The organism is Pseudoalteromonas sp. S4492, from assembly GCF_005886115.1.
Lineage (GTDB): Bacteria > Pseudomonadota > Gammaproteobacteria > Enterobacterales > Alteromonadaceae > Pseudoalteromonas > Pseudoalteromonas gelatinilytica.
This window is the reverse complement of the sequence record NZ_PNCP01000051.1, coordinates 22682-46673: the sequence shown is the minus strand read 5'-3', so window position 1 is coordinate 46673 and position 23992 is coordinate 22682. Positions and strand designations below refer to the sequence as shown.

General features: G+C 41.7%; 15 protein-coding genes. 10 read left to right on the top strand and 5 right to left on the bottom strand.

All coding sequences use genetic code 11. The features are described 5' to 3' along the window. Positions 1–20 precede the first annotated feature (20 nt). Positions 21–2021: a marine proteobacterial sortase target protein gene (locus CWC28_RS17175; protein ID WP_063703307.1), complete on the top strand. Its 2001-nt coding sequence runs from the start codon at positions 21–23 to the stop codon at positions 2019–2021. Next, on the top strand, positions 2009–2596 hold the full coding sequence (locus CWC28_RS17170) for a class GN sortase (protein WP_063703309.1): 588 nt from the start codon (positions 2009–2011) through the stop codon (positions 2594–2596). The genes CWC28_RS17175 and CWC28_RS17170 overlap by 13 nt, the downstream gene beginning before the upstream one ends. Here CWC28_RS17170 and CWC28_RS17165 read toward each other — a convergent pair. After that, positions 2503–3450, bottom strand: a complete 948-nt coding sequence (locus CWC28_RS17165) for a DMT family transporter (protein WP_063703311.1) — start codon at positions 3448–3450, stop codon at positions 2503–2505. The two genes, CWC28_RS17170 and CWC28_RS17165, sit on opposite strands and share 94 nt — an antisense overlap. Before the next feature lie 122 nt (positions 3451–3572). Between CWC28_RS17165 and proB the strand changes: the two genes are divergently transcribed. The 4 genes from proB to gltX all read left to right on the top strand — a co-directional run bounded on the left by proB (position 3573) and on the right by gltX (position 7704). Then, positions 3573–4676, top strand: coding sequence for a glutamate 5-kinase (gene proB, locus CWC28_RS17160; protein ID WP_063703313.1), 1104 nt, complete (start codon positions 3573–3575; stop codon positions 4674–4676). A gap of 63 nt (positions 4677–4739) precedes the next feature. Further along, positions 4740–5711 (top strand): GGDEF domain-containing protein, encoded by a 972-nt coding sequence (locus CWC28_RS17155; protein ID WP_063703315.1) that lies wholly within the window; start codon positions 4740–4742, stop codon positions 5709–5711. 68 nt (positions 5712–5779) lie between these two features. Continuing rightward, positions 5780–6139, top strand: coding sequence for a glutathione S-transferase N-terminal domain-containing protein (locus CWC28_RS17150; protein WP_054560852.1), 360 nt, complete (start codon positions 5780–5782; stop codon positions 6137–6139). 80 nt (positions 6140–6219) lie between these two features. Beyond that, complete coding sequence (gene gltX, locus CWC28_RS17145; RefSeq protein ID WP_063703318.1) at positions 6220–7704, top strand: glutamate--tRNA ligase; 1485 nt, start codon at positions 6220–6222, stop codon at positions 7702–7704. A 102-nt stretch (positions 7705–7806) separates the two neighbouring features. On the opposite strand, the gene CWC28_RS17140 is transcribed toward gltX, so the two are convergent. Next, positions 7807–8196, bottom strand: coding sequence for a hypothetical protein (locus CWC28_RS17140; protein WP_063703320.1), 390 nt, complete (start codon positions 8194–8196; stop codon positions 7807–7809). A gap of 428 nt (positions 8197–8624) precedes the next feature. On the opposite strand from CWC28_RS17140, the gene CWC28_RS22675 reads away from it, so the two are divergent. From CWC28_RS22675 to CWC28_RS17125, 3 genes are all read left to right on the top strand, one after another. Beyond that, positions 8625–13718 carry a S8 family serine peptidase gene (locus CWC28_RS22675; RefSeq protein WP_138625485.1) on the top strand — a complete coding sequence of 1698 codons (5094 nt, stop codon included), beginning with the start codon at positions 8625–8627 and terminating at the stop codon, positions 13716–13718. Positions 13719–13971: 253 nt separating this feature from the next. Then, the gene (locus CWC28_RS22670; RefSeq protein ID WP_138625484.1) at positions 13972–19293 is read left to right on the top strand and encodes a S8 family serine peptidase; all 5322 of its coding nucleotides are present in this window, start codon (positions 13972–13974) and stop codon (positions 19291–19293) included. Between the two features lie 331 nt (positions 19294–19624). Further along, the gene (locus CWC28_RS17125) at positions 19625–20467 is read left to right on the top strand and encodes a MipA/OmpV family protein (protein WP_063703325.1); all 843 of its coding nucleotides are present in this window, start codon (positions 19625–19627) and stop codon (positions 20465–20467) included. Here the strand turns inward: CWC28_RS17125 and CWC28_RS17120 are convergent. The 3 genes from CWC28_RS17120 to CWC28_RS17110 are packed head-to-tail and all read right to left on the bottom strand — an operon-like array spanning position 20451 to position 22728. Then, a complete protein-coding gene (locus CWC28_RS17120) occupies positions 20451–21641 on the bottom strand; it encodes an ATP-binding protein (RefSeq protein ID WP_063703326.1) in 1191 nt (396 codons plus the stop codon). The two genes, CWC28_RS17125 and CWC28_RS17120, sit on opposite strands and share 17 nt — an antisense overlap. Next, on the bottom strand, positions 21638–22327 hold the full coding sequence (locus CWC28_RS17115; protein ID WP_063703328.1) for a response regulator transcription factor: 690 nt from the start codon (positions 22325–22327) through the stop codon (positions 21638–21640). The genes CWC28_RS17120 and CWC28_RS17115 overlap by 4 nt, the downstream gene beginning before the upstream one ends. Next, positions 22327–22728: a DUF3019 domain-containing protein gene (locus CWC28_RS17110; RefSeq protein ID WP_138625483.1), complete on the bottom strand. Its 402-nt coding sequence runs from the start codon at positions 22726–22728 to the stop codon at positions 22327–22329. The genes CWC28_RS17115 and CWC28_RS17110 overlap by 1 nt, the downstream gene beginning before the upstream one ends. A gap of 539 nt (positions 22729–23267) precedes the next feature. On the opposite strand from CWC28_RS17110, the gene CWC28_RS17105 reads away from it, so the two are divergent. Next, positions 23268–23969: a DUF3581 domain-containing protein gene (locus CWC28_RS17105; protein ID WP_063703332.1), complete on the top strand. Its 702-nt coding sequence runs from the start codon at positions 23268–23270 to the stop codon at positions 23967–23969. The last annotated feature ends 23 nt before the right edge of the window (positions 23970–23992 follow it).

The window sequence follows — 23992 nt, the reverse complement described above, 5'->3', positions numbered from 1 at the left end:
GGTCGATGGAGTGACATATTATGTTGAGTAACCGTACCAAAAGGCTCCTTTTTGGGAGCCTTTTTATCCTCTTATTAGGCTATGCAATTAACCCTGCATTTGCAGCCAATGCCAGTGCCGAACTGCGTTTTTATGATGATTCAAATAGCCAAGTGTCGTCGGGCTTATTAGTGAAAAACGATGTCACTATGACGCTCACTGGGCTTATTAATCATGTTGTTGTTAAACAACGTTATCAAAACCCGCACCCGTTTGCGGTTAATGCACGCTATGTGTTTCCGTTACCTGATGAAAGTGCAGTTCATGCCATGCAAATGCAAATTGGTGAGCGCATTATCACCGGTAACATTGCCCTTAAACAGCAGGCTGAACAGCAATTTGAGCAAGCTCAAAAACAGGGTAAACGCGCCGCTTTAGTTCGTCAGCAACGTGCGAATATTTTCTCTACTGATGTGGCAAACCTTGGAGCAGGGGAAGAGATTGAAATTACTTTGCAATACCAAGAGATAATCGGTTTTCGCGATGGTGTGTTTTCACTGCGTTTTCCAACCACTATTACACCGCGCTACGAACCTTTAACGGCAGAACTGCAGCAAAAAACGGATCTAGAAACAAAAGACACAGAACAACAGAACGACACAACAGCTAACACAGCGCAAGTGGCATCAGCGTGGCTAAAGCCTGTTTTTCATCGTGCACAAAGCCAAGAGTCTGATGCGAGCCTAAACCTTGCTATTTCGATGGATATTGGCCTTGAACTCAGTGATATCAACGCTAATTTAGCGGGCATGCAAATCGATAATCCAAGTTTTGGTCGGTACCAGTTATCACTTAATCGTGATGTTCCAATGGATAGAGACTTTGAGCTGACATTTAAACCCCTTGATAAAGCCCACTCTCAGGCTGCATTTTTTACCGAAACAGTTGCCGGACAAGAATATGGTTTACTGATGTTAGTACCGCCAAGCGACCACTTTATCTCGCAAGCTCGTCTGCCTCGCGAAATGGTGTTTGTTGTAGATACCTCCGGCTCAATGCATGGTCAATCTATGGAGCAGGCTAAACAAGCCTTGTTTTATGCCCTTTCGTTATTGGATGAAAATGACAGTTTTAACATCATCGGCTTTGATAACGAAGTGTCAGTGTTAAGTGACACGCCAATGATTGCCAATGACTTTAACATTCGCCGTGCAGAGCGTTTTATTTATGGTTTACAAGCTGATGGCGGCACCGAAATAGCAAAAGCACTGACTCAGGTACTTGATGGTAAACAGCATGATGGCTTTGTACGCCAAGTGGTGTTTTTAACCGATGGCAGTGTGGGTAACGAAACGCAGCTATTTAAACAAATTCAAACAGATTTGGGTGACAGCCGACTCTTTACCGTCGGTATTGGTAGCGCGCCTAATAGCTTTTTTATGACCAGAGCTGCCGATATTGGCCGTGGTACATTCACTTTTATTAGTAGTACCAACCAAGTCCAGCCCAAAATGCAGCTGCTCTTTGATAAGCTGGCGCATCCTGCAGTTACAGAGCTTGCTCTTGAAGGCGACAAAGCAGCACTTGAATATTGGCCATCGCCATTACCTGATTTGTATTTTTCTGAGCCGGTTTTGGTTGCCGTAAAGCTTGATGGCAGTCAGCACTTAACGTTAAAAGGGCAAACAAACACAGGGCCACTCACCATTAATTTAGCAACCGCCAATGCTGCACAAGGCGAAGGTATCGCTAGACTCTGGGCCAGACAAAAAATTAAATCGCTGCTGCTTTATAACGAAAAACAGGCGGTACGCGCAGAAGTCGAGACATTAGCACTTCAGCATCATTTACTTAGCCCTTTTACGGCCTTTATTGCAGTTGATAACTATGCGGATAATGAAATTGCAGAGCGTTCAATGCAAGTACGAAATAAACTTCCTAACGGCATGACGCTACCGCAAACCGACGGACAAAGCCGGGTGTTTATGCTACTTGGGTTGTTGCTGCTTACATTCTCATGGTTATGGCAATGGCGACGCTAAAAAAAGCGCTGCCATTATGCAGCGCCTTACTTGGTATCGCATTGTTTGTTAATGGCGGTTATATGCAGGCGAAAGCTTGGCTGGCACAGGCATTGATTGAATCAGCTTGGCAGCAAGCTTTGCAAAGTCCTAATGAGCAAGTGAGGCCTTGGTTTTACGCCGATGGTTATGTCACTGCACACATAAATTGGCCAAGCCAGCAGCAAGAGTTGACTGTACTTGCCGGTGCATCGGGGCGAAACCTTGCGTTTGCCCCCGGGCATTTTTTGCCAAGCGGTGAACTTGGCAGCTCAAAAGGGGTTTTAATAGCTGGCCATAATGACACCCACTTTGCATTTCTAAAACATGTCGCAGTGGGTGAGCAGTTCAGTATGCAGTTGCAAAGTGGCCAGATTGAACACTATCAAGTTCGTAGCATTGATGTTATTCATCAAAGCGAACAGGGCTTTTTAGCACAATCAGGCCTTTATTTATTAACCTGTTACCCTTTTGACTCGTTAGCTTCAGGGACAGAGTTTAGGCTATTGGTGTCGGCTGATAAATTATCGTCGTCTACTTCAACTCTGAGCTCTTGATGACGTTGGCTAACAATAACACCAGCGAATACCACCGCAATACTCACCCATTGCCAAAGTGTGAGTACTTCGCCAAGTAGAATGGCTGACAAAATTAACGCAAAAATTGGAATGAGGTTTGAGTAAGCAGCAGCGGTTAACACCGACACTTTACTGATGGCGTAATTGTACATGCCATAGCCGCCTAAAGTGACACATGAGCCTAAATATAAAATGCTCAGTAGGGCACTTAAGTCGTGCTGATTTTCGCTGGGTAGTTCGATAAAAAATAAAAAAGGCGCAAAGAATAAGCTACCGCTAAATCCTTGGATTGCTATTAAGGTCAGCGGTGAGTAACGGGCGACTAAGTGTTTTACGCTCACGGTATAAAACGCCGCGCAAACCATCGCCATCAACTCTAAAAAGTTACCAAGCAGTGGGTTAGGGGCTTGCTCAGTGCTTGGTGATAATAGCGTTAATAAAATACTGCCACCAATACACAAGGTAAAGCCAACGACGATGGCTTTACTGATGTACTCTTTTAATATTAAGAACGCCAAAATAGCGACGATAATTGGTAAACAAGAGACAATTACCCCAGCTTGCGATGCTGAAGTGTATTCAAGAGCATGCCCTTCAAATAAATAATAGAAACAAGGCTCAGCCAGTGACATACCAATTAAGTACTTCCAGTCACCTGGTTTGAACTCAAAGCGGATCACATAGCGCCATAAACATAAGCTAATCAATAATGTGGTTAGCATTCTTAAGAAAATGACTAACACAGGATCATAAACATTGATTGCATGCTTTAATGCAATGTAGGAGCTTCCCCATAAAAAGGTCGCGATAATTAAGCATAAACTGGCTGGCATAGGTGTCGCTATTGAGTAAAAAAACGAGAGCGCGATCCTAGCATGAATTTTTTTAACTTGTTCAAAAACTGTTAGCTGGTATATATAAATTCTCTATTTTAATTACAGAATATAAGAATCAAATGCAAAGGCCACACGTCGTTGTTGTAAAGCTGGGCACAAGCGTGCTGACAGGCGGTACCGACAAATTAGATAAAGCACACATGGTTGAACTTGTTCGCCAATGTTGTGAATTAAAAAAACAGGGTTATCAGGTTGTTTTAGTATCAAGCGGCGCGGTTGCTGCAGGTCGCGAGCAACTCATTACCCCCTGTGGTCGTTCTTTGATTGAAAAACAAATGCTTGCCGCAATCGGCCAAGGACAGCTTATTCATATTTGGCAGAGTCTGTTTGCTTTGTATGGTGTGAATGTTGGACAAATGCTATTGACCCGCGCCGATGTCGAGGACCGTGAACGTTACTTAAATGCCCGCGATACCTTAAATGCACTTCTAGCGCACAATGTGGTGCCAATTATTAACGAGAACGACGCTGTAGCCACCGCCGAAATTAAAGTCGGCGATAACGATAACTTATCTGCTTTAGTCGCAATATTAGCGAATGCTGAAAAGCTGTTATTGTTAACTGATCAAGAAGGCTTATTTACAGGCGATCCGCGCTCTGATGCCAATGCAACACTAATCAATGAAGTGTCACATATTAATGATGAACTCAGAGAGCTCGCTGGTGGCAGTGGCACCACCCTAGGTACCGGAGGTATGGCAACTAAACTGCAAGCGGCCGATATTGCACGTCGTGCTGGTGTTGAAGTGATTATTGCCAAAGGCGCAGGCAAGAATGTGATTTTAAATTGCATGGCTGATAAGCTTCCAGGTACGCGCTTTTTAAAACTCACTGCACCAAAAGATGGCCGTAAAAAGTGGCTACTTGCAGGGCCTAAAAGCACAGGACAATTAGTGATTGATGACGGCGCAAGCCTTGCGCTTAAAGAACGTGGCGCAAGCCTTTTGGCAAAAGGCGTAAAAAGTGTGCGAGGGCAGTTTGAGCGCGGTGATGTGATTGAAGTGGTGACAAGCCAAGGACAATGTATTGCTAAAGGTCTTGTTAATTTTAACCACCAAGAAATTGATCAAATTAAGGGCTGTCATTCGTCGCAAATTACTGAGTTGCTTGCATTTGCACCAAGCAGTGAAGTAATTCACCGAGATGATATGATTTTGTTATAGTTTTTTAGTAATTCTGATAAAGTTAACTAAACTAAAGTAATATGCGGTTTTGGGGACTTTTAAATGGCGGTTAACGCTTGCGGACATGACTGGGTTGTAGAAATCACCCAACAAGAAGAAGAGCCTGAGCTCGATCAGGCGCTTATTAATGCCGTGAGCGAATTAGATGAATTTTCTCGTTTCGCTATTTACATCAATAAGTTTTTTAAACCTGGCCTGCCTGCCAGGCTGCTAAATAAAGATTCAGTTATCGAAGAGCTCAGTGAACATGAAGTCAATGAGCTCATCGAAAAAGTAAGCCGTAATAAAATTCGCATCAGTCGCAACTACGGCTTTATTTCTACTTATGTGCCTATTTATTACATGGGCAATGTGGTTGGTGTACTGGTTATTGAATCTGAAAAAGAGCTTTCAGAGCGCTGTAGTATGCTCGCCATCTACATGCTGAACATCTATGCGAATCAACTGTCGTTACTTTATAAGTCGCAACTAGACCCTTTAACTGAGCTTTTAAACAGACAAACCTTTGATAAAAAAGTGATTGAAATTGCAGCCGATGCTGCAATAGAACACCTTGAACCTGACTCAAAGCATCGTCATTGGTACTTGGCGATGGTCGATATAGACCACTTTAAACGTGTAAACGATAACTATGGTCACGTTATTGGCGATGAAGTGATCTTGTTAGTGGCGCAGCTATTAAAAAATAACTTTCGCTTCGAAGATTATGTATTTCGCTACGGCGGCGAAGAATTTGCTGTGTTATTTCAAGCCAGTGACGAGCTCGATGCTCGTAATGCACTTAATCGCTTTCGTGGCTGCGTAGCAGAATACCCCTTCCCGCAAGTCGGTAACTTAACAGTGAGTAGCGGTTTTATGCCAATCTACGAATTTGAAATGGTTGCCAGTCTGGTCCAAAAAGCCGATAAAGCCTTATACCATTCTAAAAATATGGGCCGCAATCGCGTGACTGCCTATTCCGAGTTAGATATTCAACAAAGCCAACCTCAAGATGATTCAATAGAGCTGTTTTAAGGTGTTGCAGCGCGCTTTGCTGTGTTAAAATTGCCCACTATTTTTTAGAGCCCTATTGAGAAGGTAAGATGAAGTTTGTTCGTTGGTTGTTAGGCCGCATCATTTTGTTTTTTGATTTTGTATTCACGCCACGTAGTAAGAAGCGTCCAGCAGCAGAGCAAGCGGCGCTTGATTCAGTGACATCACAATTTAAGCTATATCAATTTAAAGCTTGTCCATTTTGTGTGAAAGTACGTCGTGCAATTAAACGCCAAGGTCTTTCAGTTGAAACTCGTGATGCCAAAGGCAACGAGCAATTTCGCCAAGAGCTTTTAGAGCAGGGCGGAAAAGTAAAAGTGCCTTGTTTACGTATTGAAGAAAACGGCCAAGTAACTTGGTTGTATGAATCAAACGATATCATTGCTTATTTAGATAAAGTAGCTGCTTAAAGCGGCTTTTCACTTCGATTATAGCCCGTGCTGTGCTAGCATTTGGGCAAATTTTTAATTGTCTTTTGAGAGATATAACCATGACAATTCGCACCCGTGTTGCTCCGTCACCGACAGGCGACCCGCACCTAGGTACTGCATACATCGCATTATTTAACTACTGTTTTGCTAAGCAGCAAGGCGGTGAGTTTGTGTTACGTATTGAAGATACAGACCAAGTTCGTAGTACGCCAGAATCAGAGCAAGCTATTATGGATAGCTTGAAATGGTTAGGCTTAAACTGGGATCACGGTCCAGATGTAGGCGGTGAGTTTGGTCCATACCGTCAGTCTGAGCGTAGCGATTTATATAAGAAATTTGCGCATCAACTTGTTGAACAAGGTAAAGCGTTTTATTGCTTTGCTACGAGCGAAGAACTAGACCAAATGCGTGAAGAGCAAATGGCCGAAGGCCTGCGCCCTAAATACGATGGTCGTGGTTTAAATCTTTCTGAAGATGAAATTAAAGCAAACCTTGAAGCGGGTAAGCCTTACGTAATCCGTATGAAGATCCCAAGCGAAGGCACGTTTAAGTTTAACGACTACCTACGTGGCGACATTGAGATCCCATGGGAAAACGTAGACATGCAAGTGCTACTTAAAGCGGATGGTTTCCCAACTTACTTCCTTGCCAACGTAGTTGATGATCACCACATGCAAATTAGCCACATTTTCCGTGGTGAAGAGTGGATCAACTCAGCGCCTAAGCTATTAAAATTATACGAAGACTTCGGTTGGGAAGCGCCGGTACTTGGTCACTTACCGCTTCTTCGTAACCCAGATAAATCAAAGTTATCGAAGCGTAAAAACCCAACATCAATCAACTACTATAAAGAAATGGGTTACTTACCAGAGGCGCTATTAAACTATTTAGGCCGTATGGGTTGGTCAATGCCAGATGAGCGTGAAAAGTTCACACTAGATGAGATGATTGAGCACTTTGATATGAAACGTGTGTCGCTAGGCGGCCCTATTTTCGATATCGATAAGCTTAGCTGGTTAAACGGTATGTGGATCCGTGAAAACTTATCTGATGCAGAATTAATGCAACGTTTTGTTGATTGGAAATTTAATACTGAGCTATTCGCTAAAGTATTGCCAGAAGCAAAAACGCGTATTAATACGCTTTCTGACATGGTTGACCTAGCGGGTCACTTTGTAGGTGGTATCCCAAGCTATGATCCTGCGCTATTAACAGCAGGTAAAGCAGGTGAAGATGCAACGCGCCAAGCGTTACAGTTCTTCATCTGGCAATTAGAAGGGTTACGCAGTTGGGAAAAACCAGCGATTTTTGCTATCGCAAAAGAAGTGGCCACTTTCCATGAATTGAAGATTAAAGACTTCCTTGAGCCAATCTTTGTGGCGATCACTGGTAAGACATCTTCAACATCAGTACTTGATGCGATGGAGATTTTAGGCTCTGACTTATCACGTGCTCGTTTACGTGTAGCATTAGCGCATATTGGTGTGTCTAAAAAGCAAGCTAAAAACATTGAGCGTGCATACCGCGATTATCCACAAGCATAATCGTGATAAAACTTCCAAAAACCGAGCTCTATGCTCGGTTTTTTGTTTATAGCTGTAGCTGTTAAAAGTGCCAGCTCTGTAATAAATAAAACGAAGTTGGCCTCAGTAACTATACGCCTTACCTTTACATACCGTGGCAACATCGCAGTTTTGGTCGTCACTGGTAAAGTCTTTACAGCTTTCTACCCAGTAGCCATTACCGCCTCTATTTACTACTTCAAGTTTTAGCTGCTCAATAGCGATACTATTTACCTCTGTAGGGTTGTAGCCACCAGATTGCACTGAGCGTTCACCAAGACAACTAAGCCCTTCAACCTCACCTAAATAATAGGCGCCGCTTTCAATAACCTGTTGTTCACTTATAAATTCTTGTAATCGCTGTTTTTCAAATTCATAGGTAAACAAATTATAGGGGCTGTTTAGTCTTATACCTATGTTGCCGCAGGCTGACAAAGTTGCAAAGGTGATGAGTAAAATTAGTAGTCTAGTCATGTTTTTCACCTCAATTTAGTTTTCTTACTTTATCGCTAAAAGTGCATATGTGTTGTAAAAAATTGTTGGCTAAAACTGAATAAATGCATTTAATCATGCACTTTAATATGACTAAAATGCGCTTGAAAATGTAACTGAATGTGCATGTTTGTTAACTTTGTCGATTAATTAGCTCTTAAATAAAACGATAAAAAGTTCACATTCTAATAGCGGCTGATAAATTTAGATTAGCGTTATGGCTTGTTTTATAAGCTTAAAATTGATTTTTTCGTTTTTTAGGTAATTTATTTGTTAACACTAAGTACAAAATGCTACACGCATGTAGCTTTCTTTTAACCCCCTTTGTGATTGAATTGTCTATACAAGTGGTGAAATGGATATTCACAAATCTTGAATAACTATACTTACCAACTATCCAGGGGATACTAATGCAAGTTAAGACCTTATCGATTGCTGTTGCAGCAGCAATTTATAGCGCCAGTGCAGCTCATGCTGTCGGTATAGACCAACCATTTAAACAAGCAAATGTTTTAAAGCCAGCTAGTTTCACGACCGAAGAAATCGTCAAATTAACAGAAGAATTTCATACCGCAGACTCGCATAGCATGCTGCAGAATGACGGTTTAAACGTGCAAGTGAATGGCCAAAAGAGCAAATTCAACGCAGAAGGCCTTGATGGCGAGCATGTTTATATTGTGACACTTCGTGAAAATTCAGTTGCTCTAGAAGCGCGTAATTTTGAATCACCGCTTGCCCGCACAATGAAGGCACAAGGTGTTAGCAAAGTATTTGAACAAGGCCAACCAGCGATTGCTGCGGTAACTGAATATCAAAATAAGTTATTAAGCAAACAGCAAACAGTGATGAGCACTGTAACCGCTGTAACAGGCCGTACTGAGATGCGCCGTCAATTCACGAAAGCACTCAACGGTTTCTCTGTAAAAATGACTGAGCAAGAAGCTCGCCGCGTAGCCGAGCTTGGCAGTGTCGCAACGGTGATGCGTTCTAAAAATTATGACTTATTGTCTGATGAAGGTCCAAAGCATATCGGTGCTGATCAAATTTGGAATGGCAGTAGTGTACCAAGCGGTATCAAGGGTAAAGGCGAAGGTCAAATTGTCGGTATTATCGATACCGGTATTAATACAGATCACCCATCTTTTGCAGCCGTTGGCGGTGATGGCTATGAGCACCAAAATCCGTTTGGCGACGGTGTTTACGTTGGTGACTGTGTTGAAGAACCTGAAGAAATTCAATGCAATAACAAACTAATTGGTGTGCGTTCTTATGATGTGATCACTGATGTTTATGATGCCATGATCCCAGGCTGGCCAGCCATTGGTGAAGATTACGGCGGTCACGGTTCTCACGTTGCTTCAACAGCAGCGGGTAACGTAGTTAAAAACGTACCTTACATGGTAATGGGATTAGGTGAGCAATCTGACGGTGTTGTCATCAAAGAAGATGTTTTCCCAGAAATCTCAGGTGTTGCACCGCACGCAAACATCATCTCTTATCAAGTGTGTTACCCAGACAGTGCTGACTATGCGGGTTGTCCGGGTGAGGCATTGGTTGCAGGTATCGAAGATGCGATTTCTGATGGTGTTGATGTAATCAATTTCTCTATCGGTGGTTCTGATTCAAATGTGTGGGCTGATGCTGTACAACTTGCCTTCTTAGCAGCGCGAGAAGCGGGTATCAACGTTGCGGCAGCCGCAGGTAACAGTGGTCAAGCATGTGGCTCAGCTGAGTGTTTTGGCTATCTTGATAACTCATCGCCGTGGCTTGCTCAAGTCGCAGCTACAACGCATGGTCGTTCTGTTGTTGTTGAAACGGCTGTAGAATACGCTGGTTTTGCCGATGAAACGCTTGGTTCAGAAGTACCAAGTTGGTCAGAAACTGGTTTAATCGGTGGTGCGGTGAATGCCAATGAGATCACCGGTGTGGTTGTTTGGGCTAAAGACTATGAAGATGTAAATGGCTACAAAGATAGCAATGGCTATTGTACTGCTGAGTACCCAGAAAACACCTTTAATTTCTATAAAGACGGCACTGAAATCGCGGGTGCAGCGGATGGTAGCACCAATGTTATTGTTATCTGTCAGCGTCATGAACCAAGCGATCCTAATGCAAACGCACGTACTGCAAAAGTAGATAACGTAAAAGCGGGTGGTGCAGACGGTTATATCATGTTTAACCGCGATAGAGATCAAGCGACTGTAACTGAAGGTTATTCATTACCGGGTGTGCACTTTACATATGATCAATGGAATGGTGTTTACCCGAATGATGGTTTAGAAGACTGGGTTGATAGTTCTTCAGAAAAAGGTCACATGATCACCATCAAAGAGACCTTGATTGAACGCCAAGTAAATGAAGAAGATGCTGACTGGTTAGCAACATTCTCATCACGTGGTCCGTCTTATTCTAATGTTGAAATTCTTGCCCCAACACTTGCTGCCCCAGGTGTGAACATTCTTGCGGCTTACTCAGATGAGCATCCGTTTACAACGCCACACGGTCAAGATTATAACGCAATTAGTGGTACGTCTATGGCTTCACCACATGTTGCTGGTGCCATGGCGTTACTTCGTCAAATTCACCCTGATTGGTCAGCCACTGAAGTGCAGTCAGCATTAACCATGACTGCTGATAACGTGGTTAAATACCATCGCTTAAATGATAAAACTGACGTCGTTGATACTGCTGAAATTTACCGTGCTGGTGCAGGTCGTATTAATGTTGCTAAAGCTGCTAAAGTAGGCTTTGTAATGGACGAAACAGCAGAGAACTTCTTAGCTGCAGATCCATTCAATGGAGGTACTCCACATCAATTGAACTTACCTAACCTAGTTGATTTTACTTGTGCACCTGAATGTCAGTGGGTTCGTACTATCACAGCAACTGAAGATGGTACGTGGACGGTTGAGCACGGTGACGTGGTGAACTGGTCATTTGATACCAATAAACAAGCTGTTCAAAATGGTGTAAACATTGAGGTTTATCCAAAAACTTTCTCACTGAAAAAAGGCGAAACGCAAACTATCGTTGTGAAAGCATCAATCATGGATACCCAAGATTGGTTTAGTAACTCAGAAGTTGAGCTGCATTCAAACTTACACTTTAAAGCCGCTGAAGAAGGTATTTCAGACGCTCATTGGCCAATGGCATTTAAATATGACCGTGGTGATTTACCATCGCGCTTAAATAAGGTGATCCACACTGATCAAGGATCATTTACTGCACCTAACATTCAACTACCAAATGTTGATGCACCTGTTGCGCGTGTATATCAGCCTGTGAAAGCAGAAGTCGAAACGATTTCATTGCCTAAAGATAACGACAAAACTTATCCGTGGTCGATTAATCGTGTTGAAGGTTCAGTCGATGCGAGTGATGTACTGGATGAGGCAACATTCACTAAGTTCATCAGTGTACCTGCTAACAGTAAGCGTTTAACGGTTGAAATCATGGGTTCTGAATCAGAACTTGCTGGTACAAACGATGCTGGTAATGCCCTTATCTATGTAGGTAAAGACTACAACGGTGATGGTCAGATTCAAGTTCAAGACGAAATCCTATGTGTATCTAACCATAAACTTTATAACAACTTCTGTAATATCAATAACCCTGAAGAGGGTGAATATTGGGCTGTTATTTATAACTCATACAAAAATGATTACCCAGAAGGCGATATTATTGAGACATTTAGCTTCACAACAGCTGTTGTATCTGGGCAAGTATCAGAGCAGTTGAGTGCTACTTTACCGCAAAGCAATGGTGTTAACACAGTTGATATGACTATTAACTGGGATATGGAAATGGACGTTGATGGCGTTTACTACTCGCTGGTTGATGTTGGCAGTTCTGCGACAAATATGGGCGATTTAGGTTCAATTCCACTTAAACTTATTCGTGGTAAAGACCACGTCCATGTTGATTCACCAAAAGCAAAAGTGAAAGCGGGCGACTATATCCCAGTAACGTTTGAAGTATTGGCGAATAACACTGGTATCGATAGTGAATATAGCTTTGAGCTTGATATTCCACATGGTTTAGCACTGCACAAAGATAACGTACTTATCTCGAGCACAACTGATGTCAATGTTGAAGTGGCTGATGGTAAGTTAGTACTTACTGGTACGCAGCTTGATACCAGTGATGTTGCACCAGATTATATCGTGACAAATAGCATCACTGACGAAATGTGTCGCACGCCTAATTTTGGTAACTCAAATCCGGGTGGTTATGTTGACTTGAGCGAGTTTGGCATGTCACCTGTGTTATCAGGTTTTGATAGTAGTGGTTTACCAAATTATCGTCGTGGTTGGATTATTCCTGTAACTCAAGTTTGGGGTAGTCAATGGGACCGTTTAAGTCTTTACAATAACTATGATCACGTAAACTGGTATAACAACTTTTTCCAAATTAAAGGTATCGGTACTATCGATAACCTAGGTTCACCGTATTTAACGCCTGCGCATAGCCCGTTCCCATACTTCTCGTTCCCGTATGAGAATATTGCACCATTATGGCGTGGCTGGGGTAATGGAACTGGCGGTTATAACCGAGATGTTCTTTCAATGGGCTTAAGTTCATCAGAAGGTATTACTGTTGCTGGTACATCAAGTGGTTGGGCAATTATTGAGTTTGATAACGCAGCTGACTACGGTGAGTTTAACCGCAACCGTGAAACCGGTCTGTACGAAGGTGTGCGTCGCGACAATAGCTTCGATTTCCAAACTATTTTTAATGCACAAACACGCTTTGGTAAAGGCGAGCATGAAATCTACTTTGCTTACGATAATATCGACTTTGGCTCAACAGATGCACGCGGTAGTATCGGTATCGCTGGTTATAAAGGCTTTATTAACGAATACGGTCCGTTAGAAGGCTTCTTAGGTGTCGATATTGCGTACAATAACCTAGATGAAGTGATTCAAGATGATCTTGTTGTATGTATGGACTACGTAGGTCCTGAATCTTCACAATTTGAAGTAACGGCTTGGATGGAAGTTTTACCAAGCGGTGCAGGGCAAACAATGGAGTTTGAAGCACGTACACAAATGTCGGGAACGATTGACAAAGTTGTGACAAATACCATTGAAGTTGCAGGTAACATCACTGTTGTAGCAATTGATGATATGGTAACTGAAGAGCAGACACCAATCAGTTTTGAAGTACATCACATCGACGAAACAAACTCTAAAAATGAAATCTCAATTATTGCTGAAAATGCAAGCTACGTTGTAGAAGGCGATACTGTGACGATTACACCAGATCAGTACTTCTATGGTGACATTGAGGTAACTGTGGTGGTATCAGATATCGAAAATCCATCTGATAAAGCGCAAACATCGTTTGTGTTAACGGTGAACTCAGATGGCGTTGAGAAACCAACAGAAGTAACGCCTGAACCAGAGGATGACTCTAAAAAAGGTTCAAGTGGTTCACTTGCATGGTTCACTGTACTACTTGCTGGTTTTGCTGGAGTAAGACGTCGTAAGCTAAAACGCGACTAATCTTTGCAAAAATGAGTGATTTAACAAAAGGGCCTCTTGGCCCTTTTTTCGTTTATTATTATTACCTTACATTGGTATGGGGGTATGTTTTTACAGCTATAAAGTAATTTTAATGTTAACGGTATGTACAAAACGCTACACAAATGTACACCTAAATTTAATTGTCCCTGTGGTTATATTGTAATCGCAAGCAGTGAAATGGATGTTCACAAGCTTGAATAATTATTCTAATTAACTATCCAGGGGATACTTTATGCAAGTGAAAACACTCTCGATTGCTGTTGCCGCAGCTCTCTACAGTGCTAGTGCTGCTCACGCAGTGGGTGTTGATAACAATCAAGTTAAACACCAATTAAAAGCACCAAACATCACATTTGAAGAAGTAAAAGCATTTAGCAAAGAGATTAACCAAGGTGACTCTAGCAACATGCTGCAAAACGATGGTTTGAATGTTCAGCTAAATAGCCAAGCGAATAAATTCACAGAAGAAGGTATTGATGGCGAACATATTTATATCATTCGTTTACGTGATAATTCAGTGGCACTTGAAGCCCGCGATTTAACGTCGCCATTATCGCAAACACTTCAAGCACAAGGCGTTTCAAAAGTATTTGAGAAAGGTCAAGCGACAGTTTCAGCCGTGACTGATTATCAAAATAAACTACTTTCAAAACAACGTACTGTAATGCAAAGCGTGACAGCTGTGACGGGGCGCACAGAGATGCGCCGTCAATTCACTAAAGCATTAAATGGTTTCTCTGTAAAAATGACAGAGCAAGAAGCAATGCGCGTTGCAGAACTTGGTGCAGTTGTTTCTGTGATGCGTTCGAAAAACTATGATCTTCTTTCTGATAAAGGCCCTAAGCATATCGGTGCGGATCAAATTTGGGATGGCTCAAGTGTTCCAAGTGGCATCAAAGGTAAAGGTGAAGGTCAAATCGTAGGTATTATCGATACCGGTATTAACTCAGACCACCCTTCATTTGCTGCCGTAGGTGGCGATGGTTATGAACATGAAAACCCGTTTGGCGCAGGTGTTTATGTAGGTGACTGTGTTGAAGAACCAGAAGAAATTCAATGTAATAATAAATTAATCGGTGTGCGTTCTTATGATGTGATCACGGATGCATTTGATGCCATGATCCCAGGCTGGCCTGCAATTGGTGAAGATTATCAAGGTCACGGTTCGCACGTTGCTTCAACAGCTGCGGGTAACGTCGTTAAAGACGTGCCATTTATGCTAGCAAGCTACGGTGAAAATACCGATGGTAATATCTTAAAAGAAGGTTTATTCCCTGAAATTTCAGGTGTTGCACCGCATGCAAATATCATTGCATATCAAGTATGTTACCCATCAAGTGAAGAATACGCAGGCTGTCCTGGTGAAGCACTTGTTGCGGGTATCGAAGATGCAATTTCTGATGGTGTTGATGTAATCAACTTCTCAATTGGTGGTGCTGATTCAAATGTGTGGGCTGATCCTGTGCAGCTTGCTTTTTTAGCTGCGCGTGAAGCTGGTATCAATGTTGCTGCGGCAGCAGGTAACAGTGGTCAAGCATGTGGCGCAGCTGAATGCTTTGGTTATTTAGATAACTCGTCTCCTTGGCTTGCACAAGTTGCAGCAACAACGCATGGTCGTACTGTTGCTGTCGAAACTGCGGTTGAATATGCAGGTTTTGCTGACGAAACTTTGGGTTCAGAAGTACCTAGCTGGTCAGAAACCGGTCTTGTTGGTGGTTCAATCAACAGTGAAGAAATTACCGGTGTTGTTGTTTGGGCTAAAGACTATGCAGACGTAGATGGTTTTAAAGATTACAACGGTTACTGTACAGCAGATTACCCAGAAAATACCTTTAATTTCTACAAAGATGGCACCGAAATCGCAGGTGCGGCTGATGGTAGCACCAATGTGATTGTGATCTGTCAACGCCACGATCCAAACGACTCAGCAGCCAATGCCCGTACTGCAAAAGTTGATCATGTGAAAGCCGGTGGTGCAGATGGTTTCATTATGTTCAACCGTGTTCGTGACCAAGGTACTGTAGCTGAAGGTTACTCATTACCGGGTGTTCACTTTACTTATGACCAATGGAATGGTGTTTATCCAGAAGATGGCTTAGAAGACTGGGTAGATAGCTACTCAGAAAAAGGTCATATGATCACCATCAAGCCAACAGTAATTGAACGTCGCGTTGATACGGACGATGCGGATTGGTTAGCAACCTTCTCATCACGTGGTCCATCATATTCAAACATTGAAATTTTAGCACCAACGCTTGCAGCACCAGGTGTTGATATTTACGCGGCATACTCTGATGAGCATCCGTTTGTAACTCCACATGGTCAAGATTATGCAGCGATCAGCGGCACGTCGATGGCATCACCACATGTTGCCGGCTCAATGGCGTTACTACGTCAAATTCACCCAGAGTGGACGGCGGCTGAAATTCAATCTGCATTATCAATGACCGCTGAAAACGTTGTTAAATATCACCGTTTAAATAGCGAAAGTGATGTTGTAGCAGATGCGAAAATCTACCGTTCAGGTGCAGGTCGCATCAATGTTGCATTGGCTGCTAAAGCGGGTTTTGTAATGGATGAAAGCGCGGATAACTTCTTAGCTGCTGATCCATATAATGGTGGTACGCCACATAAATTAAACTTACCAAACCTAGTTAACTTCTCATGTGCACCTGAGTGTCAATGGGTTCGTACCATTAAAGCAACAGAAGATGGTACCTGGACGGTAAGCCACGAAGATGTAGAAAACTGGGCGTTTGACGTAAATACGCAAGGTAAGCAAAATGGCGTAAACATTGATATCTTCCCGAAAACCTTCTCGCTGAAAAAAGGTGAAACACAAACAATCATAGTTAAAGCATCAATCATGGATACCCAAGATTGGTTTAGTAACTCTGAAGTTGAGCTTCATACAAACCTTGTTTTCCAAGCTGAAGAAGCGGACATTCCAGATGCACATTGGCCTGTCGCGTTTAAATATGACCGTGGTAACTTACCATCATCATTAGAGACGACAGCTCACTCAAACGTAGGTACTTATGTTGCTAAAGGTATCGTCTTACCAAGTGTTGAAGCACCTGTAGCACGTGCATATCAGCCTATAAAAGCAGACATCACCACGGTGACTTTACCAAAAGATGATGACCGTACTTTCCCTTGGGCTATGAATCGCACAGACGAAGTGGATGCGGCAGATATTCTAGATGAAGCAACATTTGCTAAATTTGTAACGGTACCTGCAAATTCAAAACGCTTAATTGCAGAAACAGTGAGTGTTGAGTCTGAACTTGAAGGCACTTTAAATGTAGGTAATCCTATCATCTATGTAGGTAAAGACTACAACGGTGATGGTATTGTACAGCCACAAGACGAAATCTTGTGTGTATCAAACCATAAGATTTATAAAAACTTCTGTAATATTAATAATCCTGAAGAAGGTGAGTATTGGGTTGTTGTTTATAACACCAATAAATCGTCAGTAGATGCAGTTGAAGAAACTTTTGAAATTGCGACTGCGGTTGTGTCAGACCAAGTTGCATCAGGTATGACTGCAAGCCTGCCGGGTAGTGATGGCCAAAATACTGTTGAAATGACAGTAAACTGGGATATGGATCTTGACGCTGACAGCGTGTACTACTCACTATTAGATGTAGGTACTTCGGCTGTGAACTATGGCAACCTAGGGTCTATTCCATTTAAGCTAAACCGTGGTAACGATGTTGCTCACCTTGATGCGCCATATACAGGTGCAAAAGTAGGCGATATGGTTCCTTACACGTTTGAAGTGTTAGCGAATAACTCAGGTGCTGATCGTGAGTTCTCATTGGAACTTGCTATCCCTGCAGGTCTTGATATCAAAGCTGAAAACGTTGCGGTTTCTACAGCATCAGAAATCAATGTTGAAATTGCAGACGGTAAAGTGATTGTAACAGGTACGCAAGCAGATACCCGCGATGTTGAGCCTGATTATATCGTGACAGATAACATTACCGATGAAATGTGTCGTACGCCTGATTTTGGTAACTCAAACCCGGGTGGTTATGTTGATTTATCAGAGTTTGGTATTACGCCAATTCTATCTGGTTTCGATGAAAACAATCTTTACAACTCACGCAGTGGTTATTCGTTACCAATCGCAAGTTTATACAACGGTGCTTATGACACATTTAGCCTGTATAACAATGCTGAAAATACCAATATCCAAAACTCGATAATCCAAATTCGTGGTATGGGTACAGTGAATACCAATGGTAGCCGTTACTTCTACCCGGTACATAATCCGTTCCCTTATAACTCATTCCCATATGAGAACATGGGTCCATTATGGCGTGGTTGGGAGTTCACAGATAGTGGCTTATTACGCTCAGTAATGTCAGTTGGTTTATCGTCTAGCGAAGGTATTTCACTCGCAAGTACCGCAACAGGTTGGGGTATTGTTGAGTGGGATAACGCATCAGACTATGACGATCCAGTGTACGACCGCACAACGGGTAAATACACTTACACCAAACGTGATAACTCATTTGATTTCCAAGTGTTATTTAATGCAAATACACGCTTTGGTAAAGGTGAGCATGAAATTTACTATGCATACGATAACCTAGATTATGGGTCGACACGTCCTGCAGGTAGTATCGGTTTACAAGGTTTCCGTGGTGCCCAGTATGAGTATGGTCCACTTGAAAACTACCGTGGTATTCAAATCGCTTATAACAACCTAGATGAAGTGATCAGCGATGGCTACGTGGTGTGTATGGACTATGTAGGTCCAGAGTCATCACAATTTGAAGTGACTGCATGGGCAGAAGTAATGCCATCAGCTGCAGGTCAAACACTTGAAATTGAAGCTAAAGCGGCAATCTCAGGTCTTAACGACATGACTTCAACGGCAACACTGGCCATTCCTGGCAACATCACTGTTGTAGCCCTTGATGACATGGTAACAACTGAAGAAACACCAATTAGCTTCGAGGTTCATCACATTGATGAGAAGAACTCGAAGAATGAAATCTCGGTAATTTCTGATGACGTAACCTATGAAGTTGATGGCGATACAGTCACGATTACACCAAATGAAAACTTCTCTGGTGAGACTGAAGTAACGGTTGTGGTGTCTGATATTGAGTATCCATCAGATGCTGCAAGCACGACCTTTATATTAACGGTTGAAGCAGTCAATGACGCACCGGTAGTGGTTGTTGAAGCAAGTGCTCAGCAAGTGACTGAAGGCAGCGTGATTACCCTAGATGCATCAGCATCACATGATTTAGATAACGATGAGTTAACTTTCTCATGGGAAGGCCCAGGTACAATCGCAAGCCCAACATCAGCAATCACTGAAGTATCAGGCTTAACGGCTGGTGAGCATCAGTTCACTGTCACAGTAAGTGATGGTGTTGAAGCGATGGAACTTGGTGTTGCTGTGACGGTAACGGCACAAGAAATAACCGTGGTTCCTGAAGAAAAAGCGAAATCATCAAGTGGTTCACTTGCATGGTTAACTGTTCTATTAGCTGGTTTTGCTGGTGTTCGTCGCCGCGTAAAACGAGGCTAAGTACTCCCTAAGTATGTTATGTGACAAAGGGCCTTCGGGCCCTTTTTTTGGTCTAGAAAATCGTGTTGTATATTTTAATAACCAAAAAGAATAACTAACAACTGAAAACCTATGTAGCAAAATGTACAAGCTATTTTATATTTTTTTCAGTGTGTTAGTTTGAATGTGGGGCGTAAATCAGCTGTCTACGCCGTTTTGTTGGTCAAAAAAATTATACAATAAAGCGCGCAAACGATATGATCGTTCCCGATTGGGTAAAGACTAAATAGTTTTTAGTAGTATAGAGTTGTCATAATAATTCTTAATTATGACATAAAGGTGAATTGCGTTAATGAAGAAATTGTTTGGCTTAGTGTGTTGTTTATCTGCATCAACTGCGTTTGCGCAGGCTGATATTAAACAGCAACAATTAATTAAAAAGTCGACAATACATGCCAGCATCACAGTGGGTTACGGGGGCATTGAGAACCCGGTACTTGATGCCGATGATGTCACTTCGCCAATCCTGCCAAGCTTTGCTTATTATGGTGATAACTGGTATTTCGATGACTTTTCTTTAGGCTACAGCCTCTATGAAACAGAGAACTTTTACGTTGATTTACTGGGGCGCTTTAATGATGATGGCTTTTTCTTTGAGCTGGATGGGGTAGATAAACTCTATGCCACCGGTGTTGTTCGTTCGAGCTCTGGGCGACCGGCATTACCCACCGCATCACCGATTAACCTAACACCTATAGAGCGTGACCTTTCTTACATGGCGGGGCTGTCATCTGCGGTAAACGTCTTCGATGCAATGTGGTTAAGTGCAGCCTATGTCCATGATGTAACCAATGTTCATAATGGTTATGAAATCCTGCTAAACGGCTATCAAGTATTTGAACTGTTTTCTGGTACTGCTGGCATTGAGGCGGGCATTAATTACAAAAATGAAGAGCTGATCGATTATTACTACACGGTGAGTCCATCAGAAAGCAAAACCCGTTTACTAAGCTACAACTTAGAAAGTGCCACTAACTATTATTTAAAAGTAAGTTACGAATTCCCTATTAGCGATAGTTTCACGCTTGATTTCAAACTCAAACATACATGGCTTGATAGCAACTTAGCTAACTCACACATGATCAATAAAAATGGTTACTTCTCAGGTTTTACAGGTATTACTTACCACTTTTAGGCCAGCGAATGGTGATCTCTGCACCGCCTGTTTGTGAGCTGTTAGCTAAGCTAATTTTACCGCCATGCCAGCTGGCAATACGATGCACGATATAAAGTCCCAATCCATAGCCACTCGCAAGCTTATCTCCTTCACCTTGTTTAAAAGGTTCAATGAGCGCATCCGCATTAATTGGTAAGCCAGGTCCATCATCAGTAATGCTTATAAAGTAATAGCCTGCTTGTTCTGCACTGCTTATATAAATAGTGTTTTTTGCGTATTTTGTGGCGTTGATCAGTAAGTTTTGTACTGCAATAGCCATAAAGCTTGCTTCGCAATAGGCTGTCTCTACCTCAAGGGATGGCGTAAATTTAAGTTCTTTGTATAAATCAAATTTAGCAATTTCTGTGTTGATCAGTTTAGTTAAGTTAACTTTCTCTTGATTAAACACACTTTGTTGGTGCTCTAAGCGAGCGAACGATAGGTATTGCTCCAAGCGTAATTCAATCTCATCAATATCGCGTTCTATTTGGCTACTTTCTTGCGATTCCAAATCGGCAATCGATAAAGCAAAGCGCATTCGGGTAAGGGGCGTGCGAATTTCATGGGAAATAATACGAGATAGGTCGTTATGTAGCTGAACAAATTTATTGATGCGTTCAGACATATGGGTGAAGGTGCTAGCTAATGGCGCAATGGATGAGTTAGGTTTTATATCAAGCTCTATCCGTTGCGGTTTTTTGCTGAAGCGGTAAGCTGCGCGTTGTAATAGGCTTAAATCACGAAAGACCGGGCGAATGAACAACAAAATCATCGCGCCAAGTAAAAAGTAAAAGGCAAAAAATGCAAACCAGTCAGTCTTTGCTTGAGAAATCAAAGAAATGGGGCCAACTTTTTGGATGCTGCCATTACTTCCTTTTAAGTATATAAACTGCTGATTGTTTTCGGTGACGCTGATAATGCCATCTTTATCGAAACTGGCTTGTAATGAATTAGGTAATACAAGCTCATTTTGATTAAAGGAGCTGATCCTCGTTTCTTTTTGTTCTGCAATTTTCGCAAGCTCTGCGACACTGATTTGTACGCTGGGGATCTGTTCAGAAAAAAACTGATTATAAAGCTGGCCAAAAGCTAAAACTAAAGCAATTAAGCTTACTGTGATAATTAAATAGAGCTTAAAAAATTGCTGCTTCATATTTTTGAAATATCCAAGCTGTATCCTTTACCTCGTACAGACTTGATATCTAACGCTTCTTTTTGATCGCTAATGGTTTCTTTAAGCTTTTTGCGTAAACGGCTAATTTTTAAATCAATCGCTCGGTCAAGTCCGTCATACTCACGGCCAATAACATGTTTGAATAAGACTTCGCGAGAAACTGGTTGTGGGGTATTTTTAGCAAGGTAAGCAATGATTTCAAATTCACTTTCGTTGAGATTCAACGCTGTGTTATGAAAGTAGATATCGCGTTTTTTAGTATCGATACGCAAAATGTCAATTTGGTGTGAAAAGTTATCTTGGCCAACGGTGTGGGCAATAATCGTTTTTATCTTGGCGAGTAACAGTTCAGGCTTAATGGGTTTTACAAGGTAGTCGTAAGCACCTAGGTTTAAGCCCTTAATTTGTGATTGCACAGAATCCAGCGCCGTTAGAAAAATGACAGGGCAACTGTATTTTTCTTTCAATTGAGAAATTAACTCAAAACCATTGCCATCCGGTAGCATCACATCACAGATAATCAGTGATGGCATGAAGGTGATTTCACTGCTACGGTACGCCTCAGCAGTATTAAATACATCTATGGTATAGCCATGCTTTAACAAAAACGTTTGAATTAAGCTTGCTAATTTCACATCATCTTCAATTAAAAAAATATGCTGCATTATAAACTCCAGCCAAAGCGCCGTTTTATACGGTAATCTTTAGCTTCATAGCTTGCTATTGACAGTAGTTGTTGCTTAACAACTTGATTGTTCAATGGATTAATTAATTTGACCGTCAGCGGATGCTCAGTCTTAATCGTTAATTTCTCGACAATTAAACCACCTTGTTTGTAACACTGCGTATAGTGTGGACGCTGAGTTATCTCTAAACAAAGCTCTTTAAAGGGAGCAACACGAAAATGAATCTGTATATTAAATTCACAGGCTTTTTGTTTCGCGTCTGTCACACACACCGTGGGAGAGACTTTAAAAAAAGGTTGCTCGGGATTGTCATCACTTAAGCAAAGCGACGAAAAACAAAGACAAAAAAACAGTAATAGCCAACTTAATCGGTTTATCATTTAACCAAGTCTCTGTTTTTTAATAGTCTTTTTTTCAAAGTAACAATAACCATCGAAAGTTGATGTAACCCGCCCAACTCACTTTGAGTACTCATTTGTATGCCGCTTATTATAATTATTATTTATGCAGCCTATGAGTGGCGATTACACGATAAAAAAGCGGGTCTATCATACCTTATTTATCGTTATAGCTACAAATAGGTGCTATGCAAAGCCAGTATTTTCAGCCTATTGGCGTATTTTTTTATTGCTCTAAAGTTAGCTTGTTGTTTTAAAAAGAAAACTGAATTTATATTTAGTTTTAGCTAATAGTTTTTCACTATCTTTTAGTCGGGCATAAGTGTTTACTATTCTGGGTTATTTGTTAATTGTTTCGTACAAATTGATACAATTTAAATTTTCCCTATCGAAACCACTATTTTAGCTGATGTAATTTAACATTTGCTGAGTACGTGATTAATAATTAACAGATTCGACCTCTATTTTCATTTTATCTGGTAGTATAGTTAGGTTATAAGTAGTTTAAGCAGTGAACAATTATGTTAAGTCCTTATTATCAGCAACATGCTGATTACGTTTCTATCTCACGTGAACAAGGCTGTCGTTTCGCCAAGTTAGTGGCTGATGATTTCAATCCGTTACACGATAAAGATGCTAAAAAGTTTTGTGTGCCGGGCGATTTACTTTTTTCGCTGGTTTTAAACCGCTATGGCATCAGTGAAAAAATGGAATTCACGTTTGCAGGTATGGTTGATGAAAATTCAAAGCTGACTTTCCCTGAAGGTGCTGATGAATTTGCGATCACCGATGGCGAAAAAGTCATGTTAAAAGTGAAACGTGAAGGCGCTGTTAGCAAGTGCCCTGAGTTAACAAATAGCTTAATCAAAAACTATGTTGAGTTCTCTGGCACGACCTTCCCGCATGTTATCATTCCATTGATGGGTAAGCAGGATGTGATGATCAACCCAGCGCGTCCAATGGTGATTTACGAATCAATGCTGATTAACCTTGATCGCCTTGATATCAGTGCACCTGAATTACAATTTGCTGAGCCTGATTTTGAGTTTACGGGCAAACGCGGCAAAATTACGCTTCGCTTTGATCTGTTAGAAAATGGTGAGAAAGTAGGTTCAGGTGAAAAGCATATGCTTGTATCTGGCATTCGTGATTATTGCCAAGCAACGGTTGATGACTTAATTAGTTTTTATAATCAACGTAAAGAATCACTTAAACCGGTGTAGTCATTACAGATTGTATAAAGGGC

Coding starts and splice junctions, on each gene's coding strand:
- CWC28_RS17150 (WP_054560852.1), top strand. CDS start 5,780: ATGAAGTTTGTTCGTTGGTTGTTAGGCCGCATCATTTTGTTTTTTGAT.
- CWC28_RS17115 (WP_063703328.1), bottom strand. CDS start 22,327: ATGCAGCATATTTTTTTAATTGAAGATGATGTGAAATTAGCAAGCTTA.
- CWC28_RS17170 (WP_063703309.1), top strand. CDS start 2,009: ATGGCGACGCTAAAAAAAGCGCTGCCATTATGCAGCGCCTTACTTGGT.
- CWC28_RS17120 (WP_063703326.1), bottom strand. CDS start 21,641: ATGAAGCAGCAATTTTTTAAGCTCTATTTAATTATCACAGTAAGCTTA.
- CWC28_RS17140 (WP_063703320.1), bottom strand. CDS start 8,196: ATGACTAGACTACTAATTTTACTCATCACCTTTGCAACTTTGTCAGCC.
- CWC28_RS17155 (WP_063703315.1), top strand. CDS start 4,740: ATGGCGGTTAACGCTTGCGGACATGACTGGGTTGTAGAAATCACCCAA.
- CWC28_RS17175 (WP_063703307.1), top strand. CDS start 21: ATGTTGAGTAACCGTACCAAAAGGCTCCTTTTTGGGAGCCTTTTTATC.
- CWC28_RS22675 (WP_138625485.1), top strand. CDS start 8,625: ATGCAAGTTAAGACCTTATCGATTGCTGTTGCAGCAGCAATTTATAGC.
- proB (WP_063703313.1), top strand. CDS start 3,573: ATGCAAAGGCCACACGTCGTTGTTGTAAAGCTGGGCACAAGCGTGCTG.
- CWC28_RS17125 (WP_063703325.1), top strand. CDS start 19,625: ATGAAGAAATTGTTTGGCTTAGTGTGTTGTTTATCTGCATCAACTGCG.
- CWC28_RS22670 (WP_138625484.1), top strand. CDS start 13,972: ATGCAAGTGAAAACACTCTCGATTGCTGTTGCCGCAGCTCTCTACAGT.
- CWC28_RS17165 (WP_063703311.1), bottom strand. CDS start 3,450: ATGCCAGCCAGTTTATGCTTAATTATCGCGACCTTTTTATGGGGAAGC.
- gltX (WP_063703318.1), top strand. CDS start 6,220: ATGACAATTCGCACCCGTGTTGCTCCGTCACCGACAGGCGACCCGCAC.
- CWC28_RS17110 (WP_138625483.1), bottom strand. CDS start 22,728: ATGATAAACCGATTAAGTTGGCTATTACTGTTTTTTTGTCTTTGTTTT.
- CWC28_RS17105 (WP_063703332.1), top strand. CDS start 23,268: ATGTTAAGTCCTTATTATCAGCAACATGCTGATTACGTTTCTATCTCA.